Genomic DNA, 24,858 nt, shown 5'->3' with positions numbered 1-24,858 from the left:
TCCGTTAAAAGCATATGGCCGTTATGGCTGTTTCGGAGCCAGGGCTGAGAGTTCGGCTCTGAGTTCTGCACTTAATGCAGGGTCGAGAAGAATTTTTTCCAGCTCTTTTCGGAAAGCCTGGTTATCAAGCAGGTTTGCTTTTAAATCGCGAAGCAAATTGCGCATGGAGAGCATGGCCTTCAGCTGAGGTATTTGCCGCGAAACCTGCTCCGGAGAGAAATCATTAATACTCTGGAATGTCAGATTGATGTTGTCTTCACTGCCATCACCAGCAAGCGTGTTTTTAACGGTAATATTTACGATTGGGGAATATTCGGAAAGTACAGAGTCAAAGTTGTTTTTATTCAGATTAACTTTTTTGCGCTCCGATAGTGGTGCAGTCTCCTGACCATTACTGAAGTCTCCCGCCACCAGTAATTTCAGGGGGAGCTCAGTTTTCTTGCTCGCTCCGCCCGTATGCAAATCAAGCTTTAAATTAATACGTGCCTTGGGTATTTCGGACTGAAAAGAAGAGTTAGACATGGCTATCCCTGTTTTATGGAGTTATAAAAACGGTCAATGCCAGTGAGAAATTAATAAGAAAGGCAAACCCAGCCAGAACAACTTCCAGGCTCACGTCATCGGACGAAAATCAAAACCCCGGAATTAAAAGCGGGCACATTCCATTCACCAGCATATCGACATTGTGTTTTTGAGTATTTGTCTGAAATGAAAAAATTTCGGATAAGACCCAATGGCCGGAGTGTAGGAACGTTCCCCACCCGATCGGAAATCAAAAAATGTAACAAAATGTTTCCCATAGAAATCCTGACAGTCAAAGATCATCTTTCTGATTTATAAGAATTTTCTTGCATACCCCTTTAACCCTTATGAAATAAGGGTGTACAGTAAGTGATCAATTTAATTTAGAGACAACTTTGTATAAAATCTCATCAATCACATGAAATATCTGATTTTGTACTTTTATCAAAAAATGAAAGGCAGAACGTGCCTGCCTGTGTGAAAAATTGGCGACATTTACTGGCCTTCACCATTTTTATTATTTATTTAAATGGGTCTAATTATTTTCATCAAAAAAACAAATATCACAGGGGATTTTTGCATGCCTCGCCCCAGTACTCGTGATATGTACATCTCAGGTATCGTTCGAGGAGTGGGTACGACCTTGAACAACAACCTGTTCTGTGTAGTTTGAAAAATTCGGAAGGGTGTCCATCGTTCCGTAAGTTATATGCATAAGGGCGTACCTGTGAAGCTGATTCCCTTAGATCGCGTGGCTACATCCGATAACCATGAAAATGTAACCAGACGACTGAATGCTCTCATTGATGAAAACAGGCATTGCAATCGTTATGAAGATGAGATGTTTGCTATTAACTATTTTCAGAAGGGAACGACTCACGTCATTAAACGACCAGAACGGGTGGAAAACCCCAATGACATCATCGCTGGCATTATCCTTGAACACCAGGAGCAAGATGTAACAGATGCCGGTTACTAATCCGTCCAATGGATTCTTAGCCCCACCGACGCAAGCCAGACGGCAATGGCATACTGAAAACCGACAAAAAAGAAAAAACCCAGGTCGCATAACGACCTGGGTTTCAAATTTGGCGGAAGCGTAGAGATTCGAACTCTAGAACCCTTTCGGGTCGCCGGTTTTCAAGACCGGTGCCTTCAACCGCTCGGCCACGCTTCCAAAGTGAGGCGCACTATAAACATCTATTAGCGCCTTGTAAAGCAGGAATTTTTCTATTTTTTTCTGCGGGTGCTATCCATGTCCCTTAAAAGCAAAAAGCCCCGCGATATGACTATCGCAGGGCTTTTATGTCTGGCGGAAGCGCAGAGATTCGAACTCTGGAACCCTTTCGGGTCGCCGGTTTTCAAGACCGGTGCCTTCAACCGCTCGGCCACACTTCCTAAGTGAGGCGAACTATAAACACCTCTCCGCATGCTGTAAAGAGTGACCGCATTCGTTCGCTTTAAAAATAGCCAAAACGCGTTTAATCGGTTGAATAGACAACGTATCGGCCATTTTATCAGCACAAAATTCAGCGTTTATGCTCAGTGTTTTTTGATATACATATCCCTGGTGAAATAGTATCCCAGCTTGTCCGGCGTGAATCCTCCCACCCACGGTTTGACCAGGTGCGTGCGGACATAGTGATAAACCGGAATGGCAGGCACATCGCGCGCCAGCAAATTTTCCGCCTGCTGATAGAACTTACCGCGCTCTGCCGCTGTTTTGGCTTTCGCGGCGTTCACCAGCGCCTGGTCATACTCCGGATTGCTGTACTGGCTGGTGTTTTCGCTGTCACCGGTACGGAAGTTGTTCAGGAAAGTGGCAGCATCGTCGTAATCGGCAATCCAGGCGTAGCGCACTGCGTCAAAGTCGTGGGTATGCATCGTATCGAGCATCGTTTTCCACTCCTGATTTTGCAGCTTCGCCTCCACCCCAAGGTTTTTCTTCCACATCGAACTGGCGGCAATCGCGATGCGCTGGTGCGATTCAGAGGTGTTATAGAGCAGGTTAAAACGCAGCGGATGGCTGGCGTTAAAGCCGGCTTCGGCCAGCAGCTTTTTCGCTTCTTCGATACGTTTATCCATCGGCCAGCTGGCATAGTCCGGGTTCTGGAACGTCACACCGCCAATATCTGGCTGGCTGATAAGCCATGCCGGACGCTGCCCCTGCCCTAAGACCTTCCCGGCAATGATCTCTTTATCCAGCGCCATGTTCAGCGCCTTACGTACACGCGCGTCGTTGAATGGCGGCCGGGTGGTGTTGAATTCATAGTAATAGGTGGCAAGCTGCGGGGAGACATCCAGCTGGCTACCCAGGGTTTTCTTGAGCTGGGCAAACTGGTTGATTGGCACCGTATAAACAATATCGATTTCACCTGCTTTAAAACGGTTTACATCCGAGGCCTCGGAGGTGATCGGCAGATAGGTCACCTTATTGATAACGGTATGTGCGTTATCCCAGTAGCGCGGGTTACGCTCCGCCACGATGCGCTCGTTAACCACCCACTGCGACAGTTTATACGCTCCGCTGGTGACGATATGCTCGGGTTTGGTCCACTTATCACCAAACCGACCAATCAGCACCTTATCCACCGGCACCAGCGACGGATGGGCCAGCATGGCAAGGAATGCGGCATTAGGTTGAGTCAGCGTGACCTCAAGCGTAGTATCGTTAATGGCTTTTACACCCAGCGTATCCGGTGCTTTTTTCCCCTGAGCGATATCAGCGGCGTTAACAATATGCATGTTGCCCGGATAGCTGGCATACGGCGAGGCGGTTTTGGGGTCTGTCAGACGTTGCCAGCTCCAGACCACATCCTGCGCGGTAATCGCGGTGCCGTCACTCCATGTGATGCCTGGACGCAGATGAAAAGTCCAAACGGTGTTGTCTTTGTTCTCCCATTTTTCTGCCAGCCGTGGCTGTATTTCACCAGTTGGAGAAACGCTAACCAGCCCTTCGAAGATATCGCTGATAATATTGAATTCGACATCGCTTTCGACTTTATGGGGGTCGAGTGAGGCCGGTTCATTACCGTTGTTTCTGACCAGTTCCTGTTTATCGGCCAGCTGTGTTCCTGCTGGCACGTTAGCCGCCCAGGTCGCCGTGCTGGCGCACAGGATCCCTGCCGTTAACAAAGAGAGTGTAAAGCGCGTGCGTGCTTGTGGTTTCATTTCCTTCGCCTTATTGTCTGTTTTTTGACGATCCGGAAATAACACTTAGCGCTCAACGTGTAATAACGCAATATTTTTCAGTAACCTATAAGAGCTTGATCTGAATAAATGAAGCAAACCGTTGTTCATTCTGCTGAAAAGGTTTTCTGAAGAATAAACAACCAGCAGTAACGCTAACGTCCTGAGTAAAGATGGGTAAAACCACTTTGAGACTGGCGCGCCGTTTCCTATTCTTTCCGCTAATTACATCTGTCATAAGAGAGTGACTCATGGATCGTATAATTACTTCTTCACGCGACCGCACATCGCTACTCAGTACCCACAAGGTGCTGCGCAATACCTATTTCATGCTCAGCCTGACGCTGGCATTCTCGGCGATGACCGCAACGGCCAGCACCGTGCTGATGCTGCCGTCACCGGGTCTGATCCTGACGCTGGTGGGGATGTATGGTCTGATGTTCCTGACCTACAAAACTGCTGATAAACCGGTGGGTATTCTGTCCGCGTTCGCCTTTACGGGTTTCCTGGGCTATATCCTGGGGCCCATCCTCAACGCCTATCTGTCCGCCGGTATGGGCGACGTGATTGGCATGGCGCTGGGCGGTACCGCGCTGGTATTCTTCTGCTGTTCGGCCTACGTGCTGACCACCCGTAAGGACATGTCCTTCCTCGGCGGTATGCTGATGGCAGGTATCGTGGTGGTGCTGGTAGGTATGGTGGCAAACATCTTCCTGCAGCTGCCTGCCCTGCACCTGGCGATCAGCGCCGTGTTTATTCTGATTTCTTCTGGCGCAATCCTGTATGAAACCAGCAACATCATTCACGGCGGTGAGACGAACTATATCCGCGCCACCGTGAGCCTGTATGTATCGCTGTACAACATCTTTGTCAGCCTGTTGAGCATCCTGGGCTTCGCCAGCCGCGATTAATCAACAATGCTGTGAACCAGAGCCCCGCTTATGCGGGGCTTTGTTTTTTGGTACACTGCTGCGGTTTTTGACTGACGCGTGAATGACTATGTTGAGTTTTGAAGGTAAAGAGATTGAAACTGATAACGACGGTTATCTGAAAGAGAGCAGCCAGTGGAGCGAGCCGCTGGCGGAAAAAATCGCCGAGAACGAAGGTATCGCCCTCTCCCCGGAACACTGGGAAGTGGTGCGTTTTGTGCGCGAATTCTATCTCGAATTCAACACGTCCCCGGCGATCCGCATGCTGGTCAAGGCAATGGCCAATAAATTCGGTGAAGAGAAAGGCAACAGCCGTTACCTGTATCGCCTGTTCCCGAAAGGTCCGGCAAAACAGGCCACCAAAATCGCCGGCCTGCCAAAACCGGTGAAATGCATTTAGTAGCGAATACCGAAGTTAACGTATTCCCGGCCGGGTTGATGGGGTTCGGTTAAAACCTTATCAACCCGCGCGCTGCGCGGCCCACCAGCTTTCAGCCACGCCACCAGCTTTTCAACCTGCTCCGCATCACCACAGGCAACGACCTCAACGCTGCCATCATCCCTGTTTCGCGCGTATCCCGTGAGCCCCAGCTGCATAGCTTCGCGCTGCGTGCTGTAACGGAATCCGACACCCTGAACCATGCCGTGTACCCAGGCAATTGTGCAGATTTTTGACATTTTTCTACTCCTTAACGTAGCGTTTTCGGCAAACAGCCATAATGTTGCCGGAAACGGGCAGTAAAACGAGAGCTGGAAAGATAACCACATTGTAATGCGATTTCACCAATAGGTAACCGGGTTGACTGTAAGTGTGACAGCGCAACGGCCATCCTCACCTCCTCAACAATCTGGCGAAAACTCTGCGACTCTTCGCGTAACCGTCTGCGTAGCGTCGGCACGCTCAATGCCAGGCGGCTGGCAACATCCTGTGCAGTCCAGGCCCTGGCGGGCGACAGCATGATGAACTGCCGCACCTGCTCGGACAGGTGGCTATTACGCTCTATAAGCAACGGCCCTGCGACGCCGTCATGAAGCAATGCCAGCAAAAGGCCGAAAGCCTGATGCTTTTGTAACGCCTCCGGTAAATCCTGACGCACGGCATGCAGCAGGTTACCCCACATAAATGCCAGCCCCTCACTCAGGGGAGCACAGAGAGAATGTAATTCTGTGCGCGGCCAGAATTTCAGGTAATGCGTTTTAAACTCCGCCAGAAGCTCCGGTGACAACATCAATAAATCAGAGCGAAAAAGACCATTCGCGGGTTGATTTATGATCTCCAGCGGCGTATTGGCGGGAATAATGATCAGCGACGCTTTCGTCGCCACCAGGCGGTTATCGTCCTGAACAATCACTTTACTGCCGTGAGTGATATGGCAAATGGCAGGAAGAAAGAGTTTAACCTGGTGCAGGTGATGCATTTTACTGGCACTCACTTCACCAGCCGTCAAATGTTTATGTTGAAACTGGACTCCCTGCACCGTGCCATCCTTATCTGCTGTAGGTAACGGTTAAGCTGGCCTTTGCCAGGACGTGACTGTTAAGCATAAAACCCACCAGCGCGCCGCTGGCATTCCTGTCGACAGGCAATTTATTCACATCCAGCGCCCAGACGGTAAACTGATAACGGTGCGGCTTATCCCCTTTGGGCGGACATGCGCCGCCGAAACCAGAATAACCGAAATCATTACGCCCCTGCACAACCCCGGCCGGTAATGTCTCCCCCTTCGGGTTTCCGGCATCGGCGGGAAGCGTCAGCGTCTGGAGGGGAATATTGACCACCGTCCAGTGCCACCATCCACTTCCGGTAGGGGCATCAGGGTCAAATACCGTGACTGCGAAACTTTTCGTCCCGACAGGCGGATTTTTCCACGCCAGTTGTGGAGAGTGATTCCCACCTTGACACCCAAACCCGTCAAACACCTGCTGTTGCGACAACGGGCGTTCACTGGCCAGATCCTGACTGCTGATGGTGAAAGACGATGCCGCTAAAACATGAAAACTGACCACCGCCAGGGTGGTTACTGCTATCGCACGGCGCTTTTTCATTTGTGTTTCCCTTTGCTATACCGGAAACCCTACTGTAAAGCCCACTGCAGCGCAGTACTGTGCCTAAGCGATTTGATTTTGTGCCGAAACGCTCAAAGGCATCCGCAGATGATTGCGACTTGCTGAATGTGCTACTCTACGCGCCATTTCCCTGGAATCGACAGAATAGCAAATTATGAGTGTACGTTTAGTGTTAGCCAAAGGGCGCGAGAAGTCATTATTGCGCCGCCATCCCTGGGTCTTTTCCGGTGCAGTAGCCCGTATGGAAGGCAAAGCCAGCCTCGGAGAGACCATCGATATCGTTGACCATCAGGGGAAATGGTTAGCGCGAGGCGCATATTCGCCAGCGTCCCAAATCCGCGCTCGCGTCTGGACCTTTGATAAAGATGAAACGATCGATATTGATTTCTTCGTTCGTCGTTTACAGCAGGCGCAGCAGTGGCGTGAGTGGCTGGCAAAGCGTGACGGTCTGGACAGCTACCGTGTGATTGCCGGTGAGTCCGACGGTCTGCCTGGCGTGACGATCGACCGCTTCGGTAACTTCCTGGTACTGCAACTGTTAAGCGCAGGGGCTGAATATCAACGTGCCGCGCTGATCAGCGCATTGCAATCGGTTTTCCCGGAATGCGCCATTTATGACCGCAGCGATGTGGCAGTGCGCAAAAAAGAGGGCATGGAGCTGACGCAAGGTCCGGTCACCGGTGAACTGCCGCCTGCCCTGTTGCCAATCGAAGAGCACGGTATGAAGCTGCTGGTGGATATCCAGGGCGGCCATAAAACGGGTTACTACCTGGACCAGCGTGACAGCCGCCTGGCCACTCGCCAGTATGTTGCCGACAAACGCGTGCTGAACTGCTTCTCCTATACCGGCGGTTTCGCCGTCTCGGCGCTGATGGGCGGCTGTGCCCAGGTTGTCAGCGTTGATACCTCACAGGAAGCGCTGGACGTGGCGAAACAAAACGTCGAGCTGAACAAGCTGGATCTGAGCAAAGCCGAGTTTGTTCGTGATGACGTCTTCAAGCTGCTGCGTAAGTATCGCGATCAGGGCGAGAAATTCGACGTCATCGTGATGGATCCACCGAAGTTTGTGGAGAACAAAAGTCAGCTGATGGGTGCCTGCCGCGGCTATAAGGATATCAACATGCTGGCCATCCAGCTGCTGAACCCGGGTGGAGTGCTTCTCACCTTCTCCTGCTCCGGCCTGATGACCACAGATTTATTTCAGAAAATCATCGCTGATGCCGCAATAGATGCTGGTCGTGATGTACAATTTATAGAACAGTTCCGTCAGGCAGCCGATCACCCGGTGATCGCTACCTACCCGGAAGGGCTGTATCTGAAAGGGTTTGCCTGTCGCGTCATGTAACTTGAAAAGAGAAATATTGCCCGCACATAACGTGTAAGTAGTGTTTCCCGGGAGGTGACTATGATTGCCAGCAAATTCGGTATCGGCCAGCAGGTCCGCCACACTTTGCTAGGGTATTTGGGTGTGGTCGTGGATATCGACCCGGAGTATTCCCTTGATGAACCGTCAGCGGATGAGCTGGCGGTTAACGCAGAGCTTCGCGCCGCGCCCTGGTATCATGTGGTGATGGAGGGGGATGATGGACAACCCGTTCACACCTACCTTGCTGAAGCGCAGCTGAGTAGCGAACTGCAGGATGAGCATCCAGAGCAACCCACGATGGATGAACTTGCTCAGACTATCCGCAAACAGTTACAGGCCCCGCGCCTGCGGAACTAAGCGTGTAAAAAAAGCCCGATAAACGGGCTTTTTTTTATGACTTCGCCAGCCCCAGACGGGGAATCTCAATCGCCGGACATCGGTCCATTACCACCGTCAGACCGGCTTCTCGCGCCAGCACCGCCGCCTGCTCGTTAATGACACCCAACTGCATCCACAGCGTTTTCGCGCCGATGGCGATGGCCTCTTGTGCCACTCCCCACGCTGCCTCGGAATTGCGGAAAACATCCACCATGTCGACTTTTTCAGGTACCTCGTTCAGCGTGGCGTATCCCTGCTGACCGAGTAAGGTTTTACCGGCCACTTTCGGCGACACAGGGATGACGTGATAGCCCTGATCGAGAAGGTACTTCATCACCCGGTAGCTTGGGCGATCCGGTTTATCGCTTGCCCCTACCAGTGCAATCGTGCGCGTCGATGTCAGAATCTCGGCAATTTCGTTCTCTTTCATGGTTTTCCTCCAGGCTTTTTTATGAGTGTACGTCAAAGCGCACATCTCAACCATGCATCCCATGCAGATGCATGAGGGCAAAACGGCAGAATATGTCTATATGTTAGTAAACGTGATTATCGAAATATTTGGATACATTACCGCGGCCGAGTCATTTCAACAGGAGCCCTCTATGAAAACCGGCATTGCCACTGCTGTGATTGCGTTAGTGATGCCAGTTTGCGTCTTTGCGACCACGCTACGGCTTACAACGGATATTGATCTGCTGGTGCTGGACGGAAAAAAAGTGTCCAGTTCCTTGTTGCGCGGTGCGGACAGCATCGAACTTGATAATGGGCCACACCAGCTGGTATTGCGGGTAGAAAAAACCATCGGCCTCGCTAATCATGAACAACGCATGTATATCTCTGCGCCGCTGATTGTCAGCTTTAATACCCAGCGGGTCAGTCAGGTGAACATTACCCTCCCGCGTCTTGAAACCGAAAAAGAGTCGGCGGCCTTTGACGCCTCTCCGCGCCTTGAACTGCTGGACGGAGATTCAATGCCGATTCCGGTAAAACTCGATATTCTGGCGTTAACCTCGTCCCCGAAAGGCACCGATTACGAGGCCGCGACCGAAATCTATAACAAGGCGGGCAAACGCGCTTCCCTTCCACAGTTTGCCACCAGGATGGCCGACGACAGTACGCTGCTGTCCGGTGTCTCAGAGCTGGATGTTATTCCGCCACAGTCCCAGACGTTAACGGAACAGCGTCTTAAATTCTGGTTCCAGCAGGCCGATCCTGAGACCCGGGCCCGTTTTTTACAGTGGGTGAAGCAACAACCTTCATCATAAGCCACATTTTTTTCGCCTTTCTCTTGCAGCGTCAGGCGGTTCCCGTCATCGTGTAGTCAGTTAACCTGATGGATAAGATTATGGAACTGACAACACGCACGCTACCGGAACGCAAACACATTGCTCTGGTTGCGCACGATCACTGTAAACAAATGCTGCTTAACTGGGTTCGCCGCCATCAGCCATTGCTGGAAAAGCATGCTCTCTCAGCGACCGGGACAACCGGTAACCTGATCCACCGCGAAACGGGTCTGGAGGTCAATGCCATGCTGAGCGGCCCGATGGGCGGAGACCAGCAGGTCGGCGCTCAGATTTCTGAAGGGAAAATTGATGTACTGATTTTCTTCTGGGATCCGCTGAATGCGGTTCCGCACGACCCGGATGTCAAAGCCCTGCTGCGTCTGGCAACGGTATGGAATATTCCGGTGGCGACGAACCTGTCGACGGCAGATTTCATCATTGAATCCCCGCACTTCAACTCACCGGTTGAGATCCTGATCCCGGATTATCAGCGCTATCTTTCCGAAAGACTGAAGTAGTTTTTTGCCCGGTGGCGACACGCTTACCGGGCCTGCAATATTACCGCTCCGCTATCCCGTTAAGGCTTCCTCGCCACTGGGACATCAATACTCTTCAGAATATCGACAAACACCGACGGCTCCTCTTTGTTGAACAGCAGCCACACGCGATGACGTGCGCGGGTCATCGCCACGTACAGCAAACGCCGCTCTTCGGCGTCCGGAAAATCTTCCGGGACCGGCAGTAACGCCTGTTCCATTACCGACTCTCGTGCCGGAGCCGGGAAACCATCGCTCCCCTCTTTGAGCCCCATCACTATCACATAGTCGGCCTGCTGTCCTTTGCTGGCGTGGATGGTCATAAAATCGAGCTGCAGCTTCGGCCAGCGGGTCGCGGCTTTTTCCAGCGCCGCAGGCTTAAGATGGTGATAGCGTGCCAGCACCAGAATACGTTCATCCGGCTTCGCATAGCCGCTCAGTTTGTCCAGCAGCGGCTCCAGCTGATCGTCCGCCAGCAGGGTAACGGCTTTTTTGTCCCCGGCCCGGAGGCTATTTAGGGGTTTTGCCAGCTGATGCGGGTTCTGCTGGATAAAGCGGTTGGCAACTTCACCAATCCGGGAATTGAAGCGGTAGGTGGTATCCAGATCGCTGCGATCGCCTTCGCCAAAATAGTGATGGAATGCAGTCGTCAGGGAGAGCTGTGCCCCGCTGAAGCGATAGATAGCCTGCCAGTCATCGCCCACCGCAAACAGCGAGGTATGTTTATTTTGCGCCCTTAACGCCGAGAGCAGCGCGGCACGTTGCGGCGAGATATCCTGGAATTCATCCACCAGGATATGCTTCCACGGGCTGACAAAACGGCCCTTCTCAAGAATGATAATGGCCTGATGGATCAAACCGGAGAAATCGACGGCATTTTCCTCTTTCAGCGCGGATTTCCAGGCTTTCAGCATCGGGGCCATCAGCTTAACCCGCTTCGAAAACAGGGCGCGGATCGTCTCCGGCGCGCTTTCAATCATCTCGGCCTGCGATCCGCCGTGCATCCGCATCAGGCTAACCCAGCGGTCGAGGCGAGAGCCCAGGCGACGAGCCAGTTTTTCATCCTGCCAGAAATTGCCTTCCGGTACGTCCCAGTTGAGTTCCTCTTCCAGCCACTGACGCCACCCTTTAGCCTGCGCCTTTTTCTCACTGCACTGCTGACGCCACGTCTTAATGAACAGCGCCTGACGCGCCTGCGTGTCGTTTTCCAGCTTGCTGATGGCAGGCACTTTTTTACTGCCCTGCTGAATAATATGCAGCGCCAGGGCATGGAAGGTTCTGGCGGTAATATCCCGGGTATGCAGGCGTTCCTGTATGCGTTCGTCCATCTCCTCGGCCGCCTTACGGCCAAACGCCAGCAACAGTATCTGGTCGGCAACAGCCTCACCCGTTGTCAGTAGCCAACCCGCACGGGCCACCAGCACCGACGTTTTGCCGCTTCCGGCACCCGCCAGCACCAGCAGGGAGTGCTCGCCGTTAACCACGGCGCGCGCCTGTGCAGGGTTAAGCGGTGAAGATTCAACCGTGCTGAAAAAGTCGGCATAACGGGTCAGCATGGCATCTGTCCACGCCTGGTTGTGCGCCAGCCGGCTCTTGTCTGTATCGCCAAGCCAGGCCTGACACTGACGCCAGGCGTCACGGCAATTGTCGAACTCGTCAAGACGCGTCACGGATAACGGCAGTGCCGCCAGCGCCTGCCTGATCTTTTGCTGCAACCCGGCCGTCTGCTGGCGGGTGAGCCACGTTTGTTGCTCGTTACTTTGTGCAATATCATCCAGTACCTGCTGCAGTACCTGAGCGGCAATCACGCTCATATCCTGGCTCCACTGCTGCCAGAGCATATTCAGGTGATGATGGAAGCGCTGGGTCTCAGCCCACTCGGTGCCGTGAAGGCGCACGACTTTATCGTCAGGCAGGACAAACTCCAGTTCGCCCCAGACCAACCCGCGTTTACAGTGGATAGCCAGCAGTTGATTAAACGGAATGAGGTATTCGTGGCGTTCTCCGGAGACTTTCACTCCGGCATTAAGGAGGACAACCCTGTCGTAGGGGTGTTGCGCCAGGCGTTTGCCTAATGATGTTGCTTTCAGTTCCATGTCCAGCCGAATCCACGAAGAGATAATTTACCTGACAGTTTAACTGCCAGTTTTAAGGTGCTCCAGCCTAAAAAAACGTTACAATCACTGGGCGTTAATCATATCGAAAGGAACTGAGGGTTTATGCGTACTGTTCTGAATGTTTTGAATTTTGTGTTAGGCGGTTTTGCCACCACTCTTGCCTGGCTTTTTGCCACGCTGGTGAGCATCGTCCTTATTTTTACGCTCCCCCTGACCCGCTCCTGCTGGGAAATCACCAAACTCTCTTTCATCCCGTACGGGAATGAAGCCGTCCACATTGACGAACTGAACCCGGAGAGCAAAAACGCACTGCTGAACACGGGAGGCACGGTCCTCAATATTCTGTGGCTGGTTTTCTTCGGCTGGTGGCTGTGTGTGATGCATATCTTTGCCGGTATTGCCCAGTGCATATCCATTATTGGTATTCCGGTGGGGATCGCGAACTTTAAGATTGCCGCCATCGCGCTTTGGCCAGTCGGGCGCAGGGTCGTTCCGGTAGAAGTGGCACAGGCGGCACGTGAAGCAAACGCGCGTCGTCGTTTTCAGTAAATAAGGACTGGCCGTGCTTATGCTAAGCCCACTGCTTCGCCGTTATACCTGGAACAGCATCTGGCTTTATAACGTCAGAATATTTATCGCACTTTGCGGCACGGTTGCCCTGCCGTGGTGGCTGAATGACGTAAAACTCACCATCCCGCTCACGCTGGGAGTGGTTGCGGGGGCGCTGGCGGATCTGGACGATCGCCTTGCCGGGCGCCTGCGTAATCTTGTAATTACGCTGGTCTGTTTTTTTATCGCGTCAGCCTCCGTGGAGCTGCTCTTCCCCTGGCCCTGGCTGTTTGCCATTGGCCTTACGCTCTCTACCAGCGGGTTTATTTTGCTTGGCGGCCTTGGGCAGCGCTATGCCACTATCGCCTTTGGTGCCCTGCTGATCGCCATTTACACCATGCTGGGTGTTTCCCTTTACGATCAATGGTACCAGCAACCCATATTGCTGTTGCTGGGGGCCATCTGGTATAACCTGCTGACGTTAACCGGGCATCTTATTTTTCCGGTTCGCCCTCTTCAGGACAACCTTGCCCGCAGCTTTGAGCAACTGGCCCACTATCTTGAGCTAAAATCCCGGCTCTTCGATCCGGATATCGAGGAGGAGAGCCAGTCTCCGCTCTACGATTTGGCTCTGGCCAACGTTCAACTGGTCGCCACACTTAACCAGACGAAAGCCTCACTGCTTACCCGTCTGCGGGGCGATCGCGGTCAGCGCGGAACGCGAAGAACCTTGCACTACTATTTCGCGGCGCAGGATATACATGAGCGTGCCAGCTCCTCGCACGTTCAGTATGCTGCCCTGCGCGAGAAGTTCCGCTACAGCGACGTGATGTTCCGCTTCCAGCGCCTGCTGTCGATGCAGTCTCAGGCATGCCAGCAGCTGGCACGCTCCATTTTGCTGCGTACGCCCTATCAACATGACCCGCGCTTCGAACGCGTATTTAGCCATCTTGATGCGGCGCTCGATCGCGTTCAGGCCAGTGGAACGTCGCCGGAACATATTAAAGCACTGGGATTTTTGCTGAATAACCTGCGGGCGATAGATGCTCAGCTGGCTACCATTGAATCCGAGCAGGCGATGGCGCTCCCCGATAAAGATGTGGAGAATCAGCTTGCTGATGACAGCGTGCATAGCTTCAGCGATATGTGGCTGCGACTGAGCCGCAACTTTACGCCAGAATCTGCACTGTTTCGCCATGCGGTGAGGATGTCACTGGTGCTGTGCGTGGGTTATGCCATCATTCAGATAACCGGGTTACATCACGGTTACTGGATCCTGCTGACCAGCCTGTTTGTTTGCCAGCCAAACTATAACGCCACCCGCCACCGCCTTGCGCTACGTATTATTGGTACGCTGGTGGGCGTCGCTATTGGGCTGCCGGTGCTCTATTTCGTGCCCTCTGTCGAAGGCCAGCTGATCCTGATCGTGATCACCGGTGTGTTGTTCTTCGCCTTCCGTAATGTGCAGTATGCGCATGCCACAATGTTCATCACGCTGCTGGTGCTACTCTGCTTTAACCTGCTGGGTGAAGGATTTGAAGTGGCCCTGCCCCGCGTGATAGATACGCTGATTGGCTGCGCTATCGCCTGGGCGGCGGTCAGTTTTATCTGGCCGGACTGGCGGTTCCGTAATTTACCGCGTGTGGTAGACAGGGCGATGAACGCGAACTGTCGATACCTTGATGCCATCCTTGAGCAGTATCATCAGGGTCGCGATAACCGTCTGGCTTATCGTATCGCACGCCGCGATGCGCATAACTGTGATGCTGAACTGGCTTCGGTGGTCTCTAACATGTCCACGGAGCCTCGCGCCACGGCAGAAATTCGGGAAACGGCTTTCCGCCTGCTCTGTCTGAACCATACCTTCACCAGCTATATTTCGACGCTGGGTGCCCACCGTGAGAAATTGACTCACCCGGCCATCCTCGCCCTGCTGGATGATGCCGTATGCTATGTCGATGACGCGCTTCATCACCGACCAGCCGATGAGCCTCGCGTCCAACACGCGCTGGATGAACTGGCTCAGCGTATTACGCATATTGACCCGGGAAGCGACAGCAAAGCACCGCTGGTTCTTCAGCAGATTGGCCTCCTTATCGCTCTGCTGCCAGAAATTTGCCGACTGCAACTGCAGATCGCTACCTGGAGGAGTGATTCTCCTGTGGCTCAGGCAGCGCATTAAACCACTCCGTTAACTCCCGGCGAATTCCCGCCGGGAGTGCCGCCTCATGAAGTCCGGCGATGGCCCCTTCCAGTGCGAACAGCACTTTAATGCTGAGCGCTTTATTTTTCGCCCGCATCTTTAGCCAGCTCGCACGGGCACCCAGCTCCCGCAGCGTCTCTTCATCAGTGATTCCGGCTTCAAAGAGCAGCACTTCAAGCTGAAAGGTGAGATTGGGCAAGTCCTTGAGGCGGTTTCGCCGATCACGCTGCGAACGCTCTTTTCGTGCCGCATTGAGCGCGAACGAGGAGAGCTGAAGCAGCCGTTCTCTGTCCTGCCACAGTCCGTCATCGACACGATAATAATTGAGCAGCACCGGACGACCCCGTTTCATCAGGGTTAAAAATGACGAGGCATTTTTTACACTGTATTTTGCACTTTCCTCACAGGCCCGGAGATACAGTTCCCCATCGGAGACCATAGCGAAGACGGCATCATCTACGGCCAGGGTATACCCCCCGAACAGCGCACGATGGTGGATTTCACCTAAGGGTGAAAGGTATTCCTGGGATTTATAAATCCGTTCATAAGATATCTTTTTCATGATATTTCCCTTCAAAATCATAAAGTAAAAACGAAATTTCTTACTATCGGATCCGTTAGCAGGAAAATAGGCAACTTATCGTCGTTGAGCAAGATGATTTTTCCAGGCGCATCAATAATGAATGAATTTTGCGAGTCGCTTTCCGAAAATGAGGTTGATCTTTATGCATACAGGGGTTACTGTATATCCATACAGTAACTACAGGGCTGGAATGAATATGTACACTTCAGGCTATGCAAATCGCTCAACCTCTCTCTCTTCTTCCGCTGGCAATGTCACGCAGAATTCCACCGGGCGTGTTTCGACAGGGCTTATCAGTGAAGTGGTTTATCGTGAAGACCAGCCCCTGCTCACTCAACTTCTGCTGTTGCCGTTATTACAACAGCTTGGTCAGCAGTCGCGCTGGCAGCTTTGGCTGACGCCTCAACAAAAACTGAGCCGTGAATGGGTGCAGTCCGCGGGCCTCCCGCTGACAAAGGTCATGCAAATTAACCAACTCTCTCCCTGCGATACCGTAGAATCGATGATCCGGGCGTTACGTACGGGGAATTACAGCGTGGTGATTGGATGGTTATCAGACGAATTGACCGATGAGGAACATTTTCGACTGACTGAAGCGGCTGAAGAAGGTAGTGCGATCGGGTTGATCATGCGCCCGGTTCGACCAGATTCTTATCGCAGAGGACAACTTTCTGGCCTAAAAATTCACTCAAATTTGTATCATTGAGGAAAATTAAGATTATTCCTGGAATTTTTTTTGACCACAAGATGCGATTTTAGTTCCAGGCGCCAAAACTGCGGCAAGGCTTGTCTGGTGCGGTTCTCCTTAATTTTATTGCACAAAACTCGTTCGAAAAATGTTAAATAATCGGTATACGGAACTTTTTTTTTCATATGCCTGACGGACTTCACACTTGTAAGTTTTCAGCTACGTTGTAGACTTTACATCGCCAGGGGTGCTCGGCCTAAGCCGAAGATATCGGTAGATTTATATTTGACCACGCCCCCCGGTGAAGGATTTAACCGTGAATCTCTATTGAGACCTTCATGGCGAATTTTGGATGATAACGAGGCGCAAAAAATGAAAAAGACAGCTATCGCGATTGCAGTGGCACTGGCTGGCTTCGCTACCGTAGCGCAGGCCGCTCCGAAAGATAATACCTGGTATGCAGGTGGTAAACTGGGCTGGTCTCAGTTCCATGACACCGGCTGGTACAACAGCAGCCTGAACAACGATGGCCCTACTCACGAGAGCCAGCTTGGTGCAGGTGCGTTCGGTGGCTATCAGGTTAACCCGTATGTTGGTTTTGAAATGGGTTACGACTGGTTAGGTCGTATGCCATACAAAGGCGACAACGTAAACGGCGCTTTTAAAGCTCAGGGCGTACAGCTGACCGCTAAACTGGGTTACCCAGTAACTGAAGATCTGGACGTGTACACTCGTCTGGGCGGCATGGTATGGCGCGCTGACTCCAGCAACAGCATCGCTGGCGACGACCATGACACCGGTGTTTCCCCAGTATTCGCTGGTGGCGTTGAGTGGGCTATGACCCGTGATATCGCTACCCGTCTGGAATACCAGTGGGTTAACAACATCGGCGACGGCAACACCGTTGGTGTTCGTCCGGACAACGGCATGCTGAGCGTAGGTGTTTCCTACCGTTTCGGCCAGCAGGAAGATGCAGCGCCAATCGTTGCTCCAGCGCCGGCTCCAGCTCCAGAAGTACAGACCAAGCACTTCACTCTGAAGTCTGACGTTCTGTTCAACTTCAACAAAGCTACCCTGAAACCAGAAGGTCAGCAGGCACTGGATCAGCTGTACACCCAGCTGAGCAACCTGGATCCTAAAGACGGTTCTGTAGTGGTTCTGGGCTTCACCGACCGTATCGGTTCTGACGCTTACAACCAGAAACTGTCTGAGAAACGTGCTCAGTCTGTTGTTGATTACCTGATCTCTAAAGGTATCCCAGCTAACAAGATCTCCCCACGTGGTATGGGCGAAGCTAACCCAGTTACTGGCAACACCTGTGACAACGTTAAAGCTCGCGCTGCACTGATCGACTGCCTGGCTCCAGATCGTCGCGTAGAGATCGAAGTTAAAGGCATCAAAGACGTTGTAACTCAGCCAGCGGCATAAGTTATCGTCTTATAAAAAAACCCCGCACTGCGGGGTTTTTTATTATCTGAATCTGAAGAAAACAAAAATCTATTTCTTACCCAACAGAGCCTGAAGATCATTCTTCAGCGTCGACATCTGGTTGGCGTACTTCTCTTTATGCTCGGCATCTTCAATCAACTGCACTATCGTTTCTGACAGCGTTTTCCCACGCCGTTGCGCAAGCCCTGCCAGACGTTGCCAGACCATAAACTCCAGGTCGATGGATTTTTTGCGAGTGTGCTGATGCTCCGCATTAAAATGCCGCTTGCGACGCGCACGAATAGTTTGCTTCATCCGGTTTAACAACGCAGGATTAATGTGTTTCTCAATCCAGCCGTTAACCTGTACCGGTTCATTTTCGAGGGTCAGCAAAATATCCACGGCTTCTTGCGCTGCGCTGGCTTCGATGTAGCAGGTGATCAGCTCCCCTTCACGGTGCTTTTTGACCAGGTACTTCCATTTCCAGCCGCTTTCGAGATTTTCCAGTTGTTGATATTTCATTGCGATCTCAGTGTTACCACGTAACTCTGTTCAGAATATCAGTTTTTTGGCAATCTGCTGAAAAGAAATCATATCCTGTGAGTGAATGCAGCCAATCACCCTGCCGAAATGCCCAATCCTGCTTGGGTAGAGCCCCCCGCTTACGGTATACTCCACGCTTTTACATCTAACTAAAAAACATCAACTTTGACCATTACGAAACTTGCATCGCGTGACCTCGTTCCGGATACCGAGAGCTATCAGGAACTGTTTGCACGACCCGATCTCGCAAAAGAACACGAATTCATCCTTAGCGATACGCAACCCCGTTTGCATTATGCGCTGGAGCAGGTGTTAAGCCCCTGGGCAACATCACCCTTCATGATGCTCAAGGCCCCGGAAGAAGCGGAATATCTGACGCTTCTGGGTGATGCCATGCGCCAGTTGCGACCACAAGCGAACGCCGTCTTTGGCGGCCAATATCGTATCGCGGGACATGATGTCACATTCGAACCGGCAGAGCAGCCCGACGACCGCTTTGCTGCCAGGGGTGAAGTGATTACCGCTAACTGGGTCGAGGCTGAACAACTCTTTGGTTGTCTGCGCCAGTTTAACGGTGAGCTCTCGCTGCAACCTGGGCTGGTGCACCGCGCGAATGGCGGCGTACTGATCATCTCGTTGCGCACCCTCCTCTCACAACCTCTGCTGTGGATGCGCCTGAAAACGGTGGTTAGCCAGCAGCGTTTTGACTGGGTTGGCTACGACGAGTCTCGTCCCCTGCCCGTCTCAGTTCCTTCAATGCCGCTGTCGCTGACCGTGGTGCTGACGGGTGATCGTGAATCGCTGGCTGACTTCCAGGAGATGGAGCCCGAACTGGCTGAGCAGGCGGTCTACAGCGAATACGAAGATAACATCCAGATTACCGATGCCGATGATATGGCACAGTGGTGCCAGTGGGTGTTGAGTGTTGCGGAACGTTTCGCACTGCCAACGCCGGCCGCCGACGCCTGGCCTGGTTTGATCCGCGAAGCGGTTCGCTATACCGGTGACCAGGAGACGCTGCCGCTCTGCCCGCTGTGGATCGGCAAGCAGTTACGTGAAGTGGGTGTCGTCAGCGGTAACGGCGCATTCACCGGTGAGCAGCTTACCCAGATGCTGGCGCAGCGTGAGTGGCGTGAAGGCTATCTTGCTGACCGTATGCAGGATGAAATTCTGCTGGAACAAATTCTGGTTGAGACCGAAGGCGAACGTATCGGGCAGATCAATGCCCTGTCGGTGATTGAATTCCCCGGCCACCCGCGCGCTTTCGGGGAACCTTCCCGTATCAGCTGCGTTGTGCATGTCGGTGACGGTGAGTTCACTGATATCGAACGCAAAGCCGAGTTGGGCGGCAACATTCACGCTAAAGGCATGATGATCATGCAGGCGTTCCTGATGTCAGAGCTGCAGCTTGAGCAGCAAATCCCCTTCTCCGCCTCGCTGACGTTTGAGCAATCATACAGTGAAGTCGATGGTGATAGCGCCTCTATGGCGGAGCTGTGCGCCTTAATCAGCGCCCTGGCAGAAGTGCCGGTTAATCAGAACATCGCGATCACCGGCTCGGTCGATCAGTTTGGTCGTGCGCAGCCAGTGGGTGGTCTGAACGAAAAGATTGAAGGCTTCTTCTCGATTTGTCAGCAGCGTGGGTTAAACGGCAAACAGGGGGTGATTATTCCTGCCCCTAACGCGCGCCATTTGAGCCTAAGCCAGGACATTCTGGATGCCGTGGAACAGGAACAATTCACCATCTGGGCCATCGAAGGCATTGATGATGCACTACCCTTACTGACAAACCTGGTATGGGACGGCGAAGGGCAAACAACCCTGATGCAGACTATCCAGGAGCGCATTGCTCAGGCGACGCAGCAGGATGCTCGTCATCGTTATCCCTGGCCGTTACGCTGGTTAGGCTGGTTTAGTTCAAACTGATCGGACTTGTTCAGCGTACACGTGTTAGCTATCCTGCGTCCTTCACTAAAATAAGGCTTACTGAGAACATGGTAGATAAACGCGAATCCTATACAAAAGAAGACCTTCTTGCCTCTGGTCGCGGTGAACTGTTTGGCGCTAACGGCCCACAGTTACCGGCCCCGAACATGCTGATGATGGACCGTGTCGTGAAAATGACCGAAACCGGCGGCAACTTCGATAAGGGTTACGTAGAAGCAGAACTCGATATCAACCCGGACCTGTGGTTCTTCGGTTGCCACTTTATTGGCGATCCGGTAATGCCTGGCTGTCTGGGTCTGGATGCAATGTGGCAGCTGGTTGGCTTCTATCTGGGCTGGCTGGGTGGTGAAGGTAAAGGCCGTGCGCTGGGTGTGGGCGAAGTGAAATTCACCGGACAGGTTCTGCCTACTGCGAAGAAAGTGACCTATCGTATTCACTTCAAACGCATCGTTAACCGCCGCCTGATTATGGGCCTGGCAGATGGCGAAGTGCTGGTAGACGGTCGTCAGATTTATACCGCAAACGACCTGAAAGTGGGTCTGTTCCAGGACACTTCCGCGTTCTGATTTCGCGTTGAGCGACCCCATAAAGGCGAAACCTCCGCAGTGCGGAGGTTTCTTTTTTTGAAAGAGACGTTATCAGGCTATGAGTGCCCTGTCGCCGATGGCTTCTCGCCAGCCTCCAAGCCATTGTGACCTTTGATTTATCGTCTGATAAGGACACATTTCTTTAGATCGTCCAGCGATGCCGGCCTGATAACCACGTTGATGAGCCCGTTCCAGGCGATCTCGTTTCTGTCTCTTCATGCCTCGTTTCCCTCATTCTTTTGTCTGGTGGAAAGAAAACAGTGTCTGCACAAACTTGCGCAGGCACAGATAACGAATACCCCGAATTAGTCGCAGCGTCAATGTTCAAAATTCATACGGGTGTCATATTTGTGAGCTACCTGGAAGATCATTTGTACAAAAATTGTGACCCGGCACAAGTAACGGTCTGAAGTGAAACTGAAAAAAAACCGCAATCAGCAACAGGCCGACTGCGGTTTTTACCGATGAATTTTACTTATGGCAGCCGGGAAATCTCCCTGGCGATGCTGGCCGACTCTTGCGCCCACCCCTGGGCCAGCACTTTCACCATTTCATCGTAGCCATCTTTCTGCTGTTTAAGCTCAAGACGGAAAGGACGCTTAATCATCTGGCCCTGATGGTTCAGCAACCACTCTCCGCTAATCACCACCGCACCGTCATAACGGCCATGGAAACCCGTAACCGTGACGTTCAGCGTATCCTGGTCGTTACCCAGCGGCTGCGACGCGACAACCCAACCCGGAAGCTGGCTGCCCAGATTGGCCACCAGCGTGTTGCGCAGCTGCTGATCCAGCGGGCTGGCCCACAGGTTGTTTGTCGCAATCACGTATTTTACGTCGCTGGTCTGGTAGACCACGCCGTTGCCTGCCAGATAATCCGGCACAGCAACCTGCTCAACCCACAGCAGACGGTTTCCCTGACTGGCGGTACTTTGTACCCCGTTTTGCGCGGCAAGAGGCAACTGATAGTAGCTCTTGTTCTCCACGCCTGAACTGCACGCCGTTAACAGCAGAGCGCCAACCATTAATAGCCATTTATTCATTCTTTTGCCCTCTTAGGCTCAGGATCCTTTTTATCTTTCGCTTCGAACACCAGCGCGTTGCTCTTCTCATTGAGCGTTTTCAGAACCGGCTGCAGTTCACGCAAGACCTGATCAAGACGTTGCATATCTGCCACCATCTTGTTGTACGCCGCCGAGCCAGGCTGGAAGCCCTGCATACTGCGGTTAAGCTCACGCAGCGTTTTCTGCATATCCTGCGGCAACTGCTGCATACTCTGGCTTGCGGTGATCTTGTTGATGTTATCCAGCGTAGTTTGCAGGCGACGCATTGTTGCCTGACTTTCGCTGAGCGAACTGGTCGCGGCTTCAATCATCGGATTCAGTGGCAGATTGTTAATCTTATCCAGTGTCTCCATCAGACGCTGCTGGATCTGTGCCAGGCCGCTGCTCACCGTCGGGATGATCTTATAACCACCGAACTCCCGGATACCGGTAATCGGCGGGGCTTTTGGATAGAAGTCCATATCCACATACAGCGCACCGGTCACCAGGTTACCCGTCTTCAGCGACCCACGCAGACCCCGGTTCATCAGTTCGGTAATATGCGTACCAATATCCTGATTCTCGCCAATCTGGTTGAGCAGACGTTCCGGCTCAATGCGAATCAGCACCGGAATGCGGTAATCGTCATCCAGAACCTGCTGCAGACCCGGTACAAAGAACGGAACTTGCCCCACCGTACCCAGGCGAATGCCACGGAATTCGACAGGCGCGCCCGGCTGAAGGCCACGGACGGAATCTTTAAAGAACATCAGGAAGTCGATGTGATCGGTATAGAGTGCGTCCTGAATGCTGCGTTGATCGTCAAAGAGCCTGAACGCCGTTTTCTCTGCGACCGGCTGTCCCAAATCTTGCCCTTCCGGCACATCAAAGCTTACACCGCCACCAAACAGCGTGGTCAGGGAGCCCATCTCCACGCGCATTCCCGCTGACGTCAGATCAACCGCGATCCCGCTGTCCTTCCAGAAACGGACGTTGCTGGTGACCAGCCGATCGTTTGGCGCGTTGATGAACAGCTGATAGCTGATGGTGCGCTTTTGCGGATCAAAGGTACTTGTTTCAACCGATCCCACGCGATAACCGCGGAACAGCACGGGATCGCCCGCCGTTAACTGGCCCGCTTTTTTACTGTCCAGGATCACGCGGATGCCTTTCGCATCTGGCGGCGCAAGCGGTGGCGAGTCAAGCAGCTGGTATTGCGCCGGCTGGCTTCCTTTTTTACCCGGCTGCAGTTCAATGTAGGCACCGGAGAGCAGCGTACCTAAGCCGCTGATCCCTTCACGTCCTACCTGCGGCTTGACCACCCAAAAAGCTGAATCACCGTGCAGCAGTTTTTCCATGCCCGCGTTCAGGCGTGCCTTGATTTCCACATGGGTTAAATCGTCGGTCAGGGTTGCGCTTTCAACCACACCCACATCGACGCTACGGCTTTTGATGGTCGTTTTACCGCCCTCAATCCCCTCGGCATTGGTGGTGATGAGCGTCACTTCCGGTCCCTGATGGCTGTAATGATAAAACAGGATCCATGCACCGATCAGCGCGGTCACGATGGGGAAAATCCACACCGGCGACCAGTTTTTGACCTTCTGCACTTTCGCCTCTCCACTCTTATTTTCCATGCTCTTACTGTTCCTCATGGCTTGATTCAGGCTCACGATCCCACGATAAACGAGGGTCGAAGGTCATGGCCGCGAACATGGTCATAATAACGACCAGCGCAAACATTAATGCCCCCATCGCGGGATAAATACTCATCAATCCGCCCATCCGCACCAGTGCAGAGAGAACGGCAATAACAAACACATCAATCATTGACCAGCGTCCAACAAACTCGACGACTTCATAAATCAGGTGCATGCGTTCGCTGTCGCGTTTGCCATGGCCTTTCGCATCCCAGCAGAGCCAGGCAATAGCGATCATTTTTAACGTGGGTACCATAATACTGGCAATAAAGATCACCCCCGCGACGGGATAGGAGCCTTCACCCCACAGCAGTATTACCCCGGCAAGGATTGTCGAGGGCATTTTGTCACCGAGCAAATCGGTGATCATAATCGGCAGGATATTGGCCGGCAGGTACAACATGATGGAAGTCACCAGCAGCGCCATTGTCCACTGCAGGCTATTTTTACGTCGCACGTATCCTTTTGTTTCGCAGCGCGGGCACACATCCAGATCGGCTGGCAGCACAGCGGTGCAGCATGGGCAAGAACGAAGCCCCTGACGGATGCCTGGCACCCCCACCTTTACCGTCTGTACCAGCGTCGGTGCAGGCGCGATATCGTCCCACGCCCAACGTCTGTCCACACACTGGAAGGCGCGCAGTTGCAGAACGCAGTACAGACACCAGGGAACAAAACTGCTGCCGATACCCACATCGCCATACGCCATCAGTTTGACGAAACTGACCAGGATTCCCGCCAGAAAGATTTCGGCCATACCCCAGCTTTTTAACTGGAACAGGATACGCGCGAGCCAGATTTTAAGCGCGAGGGGCATCGCAACGCGGTTCACCAGCAACAGAATGACGACCAGACAAAAAGCCGGGACGATCTGTACGAACAGGAGGAAAAAGGTGCCGAGGCTGGCATAGTCTTCCGAGAACATAACCCCCGGAATTTCAAGCAAATCGACCTGGCTGGTCATCCCCCCCACCTTCATATAAATGAAGGGGAAGAGATTGGAAAGCAGCAGCATGAACAACGCCGCCAGCGCATAAGCAGTGGGACGCTGCCTTGGTGCGTCCCACTCGGTTGTCAACGTCGTACCGCAACGGGGACACAGGGCTTTATGTCCGTGACCAAGCTCTGGCAACGCCACGAGCATATCGCATTGAGAGCATAATATATGCCTGTCGGCATGGTGCTGGTCACACATATT

26 protein-coding genes and 2 tRNA genes are annotated in these 24,858 nt (G+C 52.8%); 13 read left to right on the top strand and 15 right to left on the bottom strand.

The genetic code is table 11. The annotated features are described in order from the left end of the window. Positions 1-21: 21 nt before the first annotated feature. Positions 22-522, bottom strand: coding sequence for a type VI secretion system contractile sheath small subunit (gene tssB / locus QMG44_RS04065; protein ID WP_025204527.1), 501 nt, complete (start codon positions 520-522; stop codon positions 22-24). Between the two features lie 727 nt (positions 523-1,249). Here tssB and QMG44_RS04060 point away from each other — a divergent pair. After that, a complete protein-coding gene (locus tag QMG44_RS04060) occupies positions 1,250-1,501 on the top strand; it encodes a DUF4942 domain-containing protein (RefSeq protein ID WP_309299400.1) in 252 nt (83 codons plus the stop codon). 110 nt (positions 1,502-1,611) lie between these two features. Here the strand turns inward: QMG44_RS04060 and QMG44_RS04055 are convergent. The 3 genes from QMG44_RS04055 to QMG44_RS04045 form a co-directional block, all read right to left on the bottom strand. Next, positions 1,612-1,699: transfer RNA gene (locus tag QMG44_RS04055), tRNA-Ser, on the bottom strand. A gap of 133 nt (positions 1,700-1,832) precedes the next feature. After that, positions 1,833-1,920: transfer RNA gene (locus QMG44_RS04050), tRNA-Ser, on the bottom strand. 144 nt (positions 1,921-2,064) lie between these two features. Then, the gene (locus tag QMG44_RS04045; protein WP_086532711.1) at positions 2,065-3,693 is read right to left on the bottom strand and encodes an ABC transporter substrate-binding protein; all 1,629 of its coding nucleotides are present in this window, start codon (positions 3,691-3,693) and stop codon (positions 2,065-2,067) included. Between the two features lie 269 nt (positions 3,694-3,962). On the opposite strand from QMG44_RS04045, the gene yccA reads away from it, so the two are divergent. Both yccA and tusE read left to right on the top strand, forming a co-directional pair. After that, positions 3,963-4,622, top strand: coding sequence for an FtsH protease modulator YccA (yccA, locus tag QMG44_RS04040; RefSeq protein ID WP_014169445.1), 660 nt, complete (start codon positions 3,963-3,965; stop codon positions 4,620-4,622). 88 nt (positions 4,623-4,710) lie between these two features. Further along, positions 4,711-5,040, top strand: a complete 330-nt coding sequence (tusE, locus tag QMG44_RS04035) for a sulfurtransferase TusE (protein WP_020884782.1) — start codon at positions 4,711-4,713, stop codon at positions 5,038-5,040. On the opposite strand, the gene yccX is transcribed toward tusE, so the two are convergent. The 3 genes from yccX to QMG44_RS04020 all read right to left on the bottom strand — a co-directional run bounded on the left by yccX (position 5,037) and on the right by QMG44_RS04020 (position 6,686). Further along, complete coding sequence (yccX, locus tag QMG44_RS04030; protein WP_020884783.1) at positions 5,037-5,318, bottom strand: acylphosphatase; 282 nt, start codon at positions 5,316-5,318, stop codon at positions 5,037-5,039. The two genes, tusE and yccX, sit on opposite strands and share 4 nt — an antisense overlap. Positions 5,319-5,329: 11 nt before the next feature. After that, complete coding sequence (locus QMG44_RS04025) at positions 5,330-6,058, bottom strand: AraC family transcriptional regulator (protein ID WP_269835912.1); 729 nt, start codon at positions 6,056-6,058, stop codon at positions 5,330-5,332. A gap of 70 nt (positions 6,059-6,128) precedes the next feature. Continuing rightward, the gene (locus tag QMG44_RS04020) at positions 6,129-6,686 is read right to left on the bottom strand and encodes a kinase inhibitor (protein ID WP_232937302.1); all 558 of its coding nucleotides are present in this window, start codon (positions 6,684-6,686) and stop codon (positions 6,129-6,131) included. 175 nt (positions 6,687-6,861) lie between these two features. Between QMG44_RS04020 and rlmI the strand changes: the two genes are divergently transcribed. Beyond that, complete coding sequence (rlmI, locus tag QMG44_RS04015; RefSeq protein ID WP_032677819.1) at positions 6,862-8,052, top strand: 23S rRNA (cytosine(1962)-C(5))-methyltransferase RlmI; 1,191 nt, start codon at positions 6,862-6,864, stop codon at positions 8,050-8,052. Between the two features lie 60 nt (positions 8,053-8,112). Then, entirely contained in the window at positions 8,113-8,430 is a 318-nt protein-coding gene (gene hspQ, locus QMG44_RS04010; protein ID WP_013097248.1) for a heat shock protein HspQ, read from the top strand. Positions 8,431-8,464: 34 nt separating this feature from the next. Here the strand turns inward: hspQ and QMG44_RS04005 are convergent, their stop codons facing one another. Further along, the gene (locus tag QMG44_RS04005; RefSeq protein WP_025204532.1) at positions 8,465-8,881 is read right to left on the bottom strand and encodes a CoA-binding protein; all 417 of its coding nucleotides are present in this window, start codon (positions 8,879-8,881) and stop codon (positions 8,465-8,467) included. A 172-nt stretch (positions 8,882-9,053) separates the two neighbouring features. Here QMG44_RS04005 and QMG44_RS04000 point away from each other — a divergent pair, with 172 nt between their 5' ends. Beyond that, positions 9,054-9,716, top strand: a complete 663-nt coding sequence (locus QMG44_RS04000; RefSeq protein WP_032679662.1) for a curli synthesis inhibitor — start codon at positions 9,054-9,056, stop codon at positions 9,714-9,716. An 80-nt stretch (positions 9,717-9,796) separates the two neighbouring features. Continuing rightward, a complete protein-coding gene (mgsA, locus tag QMG44_RS03995) occupies positions 9,797-10,255 on the top strand; it encodes a methylglyoxal synthase (RefSeq protein WP_020884788.1) in 459 nt (152 codons plus the stop codon). 59 nt (positions 10,256-10,314) lie between these two features. Here mgsA and helD read toward each other — a convergent pair whose 3' ends face one another. Beyond that, positions 10,315-12,369, bottom strand: coding sequence for a DNA helicase IV (gene helD, locus QMG44_RS03990; RefSeq protein ID WP_086532714.1), 2,055 nt, complete (start codon positions 12,367-12,369; stop codon positions 10,315-10,317). A 123-nt stretch (positions 12,370-12,492) separates the two neighbouring features. On the opposite strand from helD, the gene QMG44_RS03985 reads away from it, so the two are divergent. Next, complete coding sequence (locus tag QMG44_RS03985) at positions 12,493-12,939, top strand: YccF domain-containing protein (RefSeq protein ID WP_014169434.1); 447 nt, start codon at positions 12,493-12,495, stop codon at positions 12,937-12,939. 19 nt (positions 12,940-12,958) lie between these two features. After that, on the top strand, positions 12,959-15,121 hold the full coding sequence (yccS, locus tag QMG44_RS03980) for a YccS family putative transporter (protein ID WP_063925135.1): 2,163 nt from the start codon (positions 12,959-12,961) through the stop codon (positions 15,119-15,121). Here the strand turns inward: yccS and QMG44_RS03975 are convergent. Further along, positions 15,078-15,704, bottom strand: a complete 627-nt coding sequence (locus QMG44_RS03975; protein WP_086532715.1) for a TfoX/Sxy family DNA transformation protein — start codon at positions 15,702-15,704, stop codon at positions 15,078-15,080. The two genes, yccS and QMG44_RS03975, sit on opposite strands and share 44 nt — an antisense overlap. A 217-nt stretch (positions 15,705-15,921) precedes the next feature. Here QMG44_RS03975 and sulA point away from each other — a divergent pair, with 217 nt between their 5' ends. Both sulA and ompA read left to right on the top strand, forming a co-directional pair. Beyond that, on the top strand, positions 15,922-16,431 hold the full coding sequence (gene sulA / locus QMG44_RS03970; RefSeq protein ID WP_032677816.1) for an SOS-induced cell division inhibitor SulA: 510 nt from the start codon (positions 15,922-15,924) through the stop codon (positions 16,429-16,431). 354 nt (positions 16,432-16,785) lie between these two features. After that, complete coding sequence (gene ompA, locus QMG44_RS03965; RefSeq protein ID WP_281852996.1) at positions 16,786-17,841, top strand: porin OmpA; 1,056 nt, start codon at positions 16,786-16,788, stop codon at positions 17,839-17,841. 69 nt (positions 17,842-17,910) lie between these two features. On the opposite strand, the gene matP is transcribed toward ompA, so the two are convergent. After that, positions 17,911-18,363 carry a macrodomain Ter protein MatP gene (gene matP / locus QMG44_RS03960; protein ID WP_014169429.1) on the bottom strand — a complete coding sequence of 151 codons (453 nt, stop codon included), beginning with the start codon at positions 18,361-18,363 and terminating at the stop codon, positions 17,911-17,913. Positions 18,364-18,549: 186 nt separating this feature from the next. Here matP and QMG44_RS03955 point away from each other — a divergent pair, with 186 nt between their 5' ends. Together QMG44_RS03955 and fabA are read left to right on the top strand one after the other, a co-directional pair. After that, on the top strand, positions 18,550-20,310 hold the full coding sequence (locus tag QMG44_RS03955; protein ID WP_086532716.1) for a Lon protease family protein: 1,761 nt from the start codon (positions 18,550-18,552) through the stop codon (positions 20,308-20,310). A gap of 68 nt (positions 20,311-20,378) precedes the next feature. Beyond that, the gene (gene fabA, locus QMG44_RS03950) at positions 20,379-20,897 is read left to right on the top strand and encodes a bifunctional 3-hydroxydecanoyl-ACP dehydratase/trans-2-decenoyl-ACP isomerase (RefSeq protein ID WP_014169427.1); all 519 of its coding nucleotides are present in this window, start codon (positions 20,379-20,381) and stop codon (positions 20,895-20,897) included. 72 nt (positions 20,898-20,969) lie between these two features. On the opposite strand, the gene rmf is transcribed toward fabA, so the two are convergent. From rmf to pqiA, 4 genes are all read right to left on the bottom strand, one after another. Beyond that, positions 20,970-21,137 carry a ribosome modulation factor gene (rmf, locus tag QMG44_RS03945; protein WP_013097261.1) on the bottom strand — a complete coding sequence of 56 codons (168 nt, stop codon included), beginning with the start codon at positions 21,135-21,137 and terminating at the stop codon, positions 20,970-20,972. A gap of 256 nt (positions 21,138-21,393) precedes the next feature. Beyond that, the gene (gene pqiC, locus QMG44_RS03940; RefSeq protein WP_086532717.1) at positions 21,394-21,960 is read right to left on the bottom strand and encodes a membrane integrity-associated transporter subunit PqiC; all 567 of its coding nucleotides are present in this window, start codon (positions 21,958-21,960) and stop codon (positions 21,394-21,396) included. Further along, on the bottom strand, positions 21,957-23,597 hold the full coding sequence (gene pqiB, locus QMG44_RS03935) for an intermembrane transport protein PqiB (protein WP_020884796.1): 1,641 nt from the start codon (positions 23,595-23,597) through the stop codon (positions 21,957-21,959). Before pqiB ends, pqiC begins: the two co-directional genes overlap by 4 nt. Before the next feature lie 4 nt (positions 23,598-23,601). Then, positions 23,602-24,855 (bottom strand): membrane integrity-associated transporter subunit PqiA, encoded by a 1,254-nt coding sequence (gene pqiA, locus QMG44_RS03930; RefSeq protein ID WP_020884797.1) that lies wholly within the window; start codon positions 24,853-24,855, stop codon positions 23,602-23,604. Between the last annotated feature and the right edge of the window lie 3 nt (positions 24,856-24,858).

This window comes from Enterobacter sp. 200527-13 (assembly GCF_027924865.1).
Lineage (GTDB): Bacteria > Pseudomonadota > Gammaproteobacteria > Enterobacterales > Enterobacteriaceae > Enterobacter > Enterobacter ludwigii.
The sequence above is the reverse complement of the archived record's forward strand: the minus strand, read 5'-3'. Positions and strand labels throughout refer to the sequence as shown.

Coding starts and splice junctions, on each gene's coding strand:
- tssB (WP_025204527.1), bottom strand. CDS start 522: ATGTCTAACTCTTCTTTTCAGTCCGAAATACCCAAGGCACGTATTAAT.
- QMG44_RS04045 (WP_086532711.1), bottom strand. CDS start 3,693: ATGAAACCACAAGCACGCACGCGCTTTACACTCTCTTTGTTAACGGCA.
- yccA (WP_014169445.1), top strand. CDS start 3,963: ATGGATCGTATAATTACTTCTTCACGCGACCGCACATCGCTACTCAGT.
- tusE (WP_020884782.1), top strand. CDS start 4,711: ATGTTGAGTTTTGAAGGTAAAGAGATTGAAACTGATAACGACGGTTAT.
- yccX (WP_020884783.1), bottom strand. CDS start 5,318: ATGTCAAAAATCTGCACAATTGCCTGGGTACACGGCATGGTTCAGGGT.
- QMG44_RS04025 (WP_269835912.1), bottom strand. CDS start 6,058: ATGCATCACCTGCACCAGGTTAAACTCTTTCTTCCTGCCATTTGCCAT.
- QMG44_RS04020 (WP_232937302.1), bottom strand. CDS start 6,686: ATGAAAAAGCGCCGTGCGATAGCAGTAACCACCCTGGCGGTGGTCAGT.
- rlmI (WP_032677819.1), top strand. CDS start 6,862: ATGAGTGTACGTTTAGTGTTAGCCAAAGGGCGCGAGAAGTCATTATTG.
- hspQ (WP_013097248.1), top strand. CDS start 8,113: ATGATTGCCAGCAAATTCGGTATCGGCCAGCAGGTCCGCCACACTTTG.
- QMG44_RS04005 (WP_025204532.1), bottom strand. CDS start 8,881: ATGAAAGAGAACGAAATTGCCGAGATTCTGACATCGACGCGCACGATT.
- QMG44_RS04000 (WP_032679662.1), top strand. CDS start 9,054: ATGAAAACCGGCATTGCCACTGCTGTGATTGCGTTAGTGATGCCAGTT.
- mgsA (WP_020884788.1), top strand. CDS start 9,797: ATGGAACTGACAACACGCACGCTACCGGAACGCAAACACATTGCTCTG.
- helD (WP_086532714.1), bottom strand. CDS start 12,369: ATGGAACTGAAAGCAACATCATTAGGCAAACGCCTGGCGCAACACCCC.
- QMG44_RS03985 (WP_014169434.1), top strand. CDS start 12,493: ATGCGTACTGTTCTGAATGTTTTGAATTTTGTGTTAGGCGGTTTTGCC.
- yccS (WP_063925135.1), top strand. CDS start 12,959: ATGCTAAGCCCACTGCTTCGCCGTTATACCTGGAACAGCATCTGGCTT.
- QMG44_RS03975 (WP_086532715.1), bottom strand. CDS start 15,704: ATGAAAAAGATATCTTATGAACGGATTTATAAATCCCAGGAATACCTT.
- sulA (WP_032677816.1), top strand. CDS start 15,922: ATGTACACTTCAGGCTATGCAAATCGCTCAACCTCTCTCTCTTCTTCC.
- ompA (WP_281852996.1), top strand. CDS start 16,786: ATGAAAAAGACAGCTATCGCGATTGCAGTGGCACTGGCTGGCTTCGCT.
- matP (WP_014169429.1), bottom strand. CDS start 18,363: ATGAAATATCAACAACTGGAAAATCTCGAAAGCGGCTGGAAATGGAAG.
- fabA (WP_014169427.1), top strand. CDS start 20,379: ATGGTAGATAAACGCGAATCCTATACAAAAGAAGACCTTCTTGCCTCT.
- rmf (WP_013097261.1), bottom strand. CDS start 21,137: ATGAAGAGACAGAAACGAGATCGCCTGGAACGGGCTCATCAACGTGGT.
- pqiC (WP_086532717.1), bottom strand. CDS start 21,960: ATGAATAAATGGCTATTAATGGTTGGCGCTCTGCTGTTAACGGCGTGC.
- pqiB (WP_020884796.1), bottom strand. CDS start 23,597: ATGGAAAATAAGAGTGGAGAGGCGAAAGTGCAGAAGGTCAAAAACTGG.
- pqiA (WP_020884797.1), bottom strand. CDS start 24,855: ATGTGTGACCAGCACCATGCCGACAGGCATATATTATGCTCTCAATGC.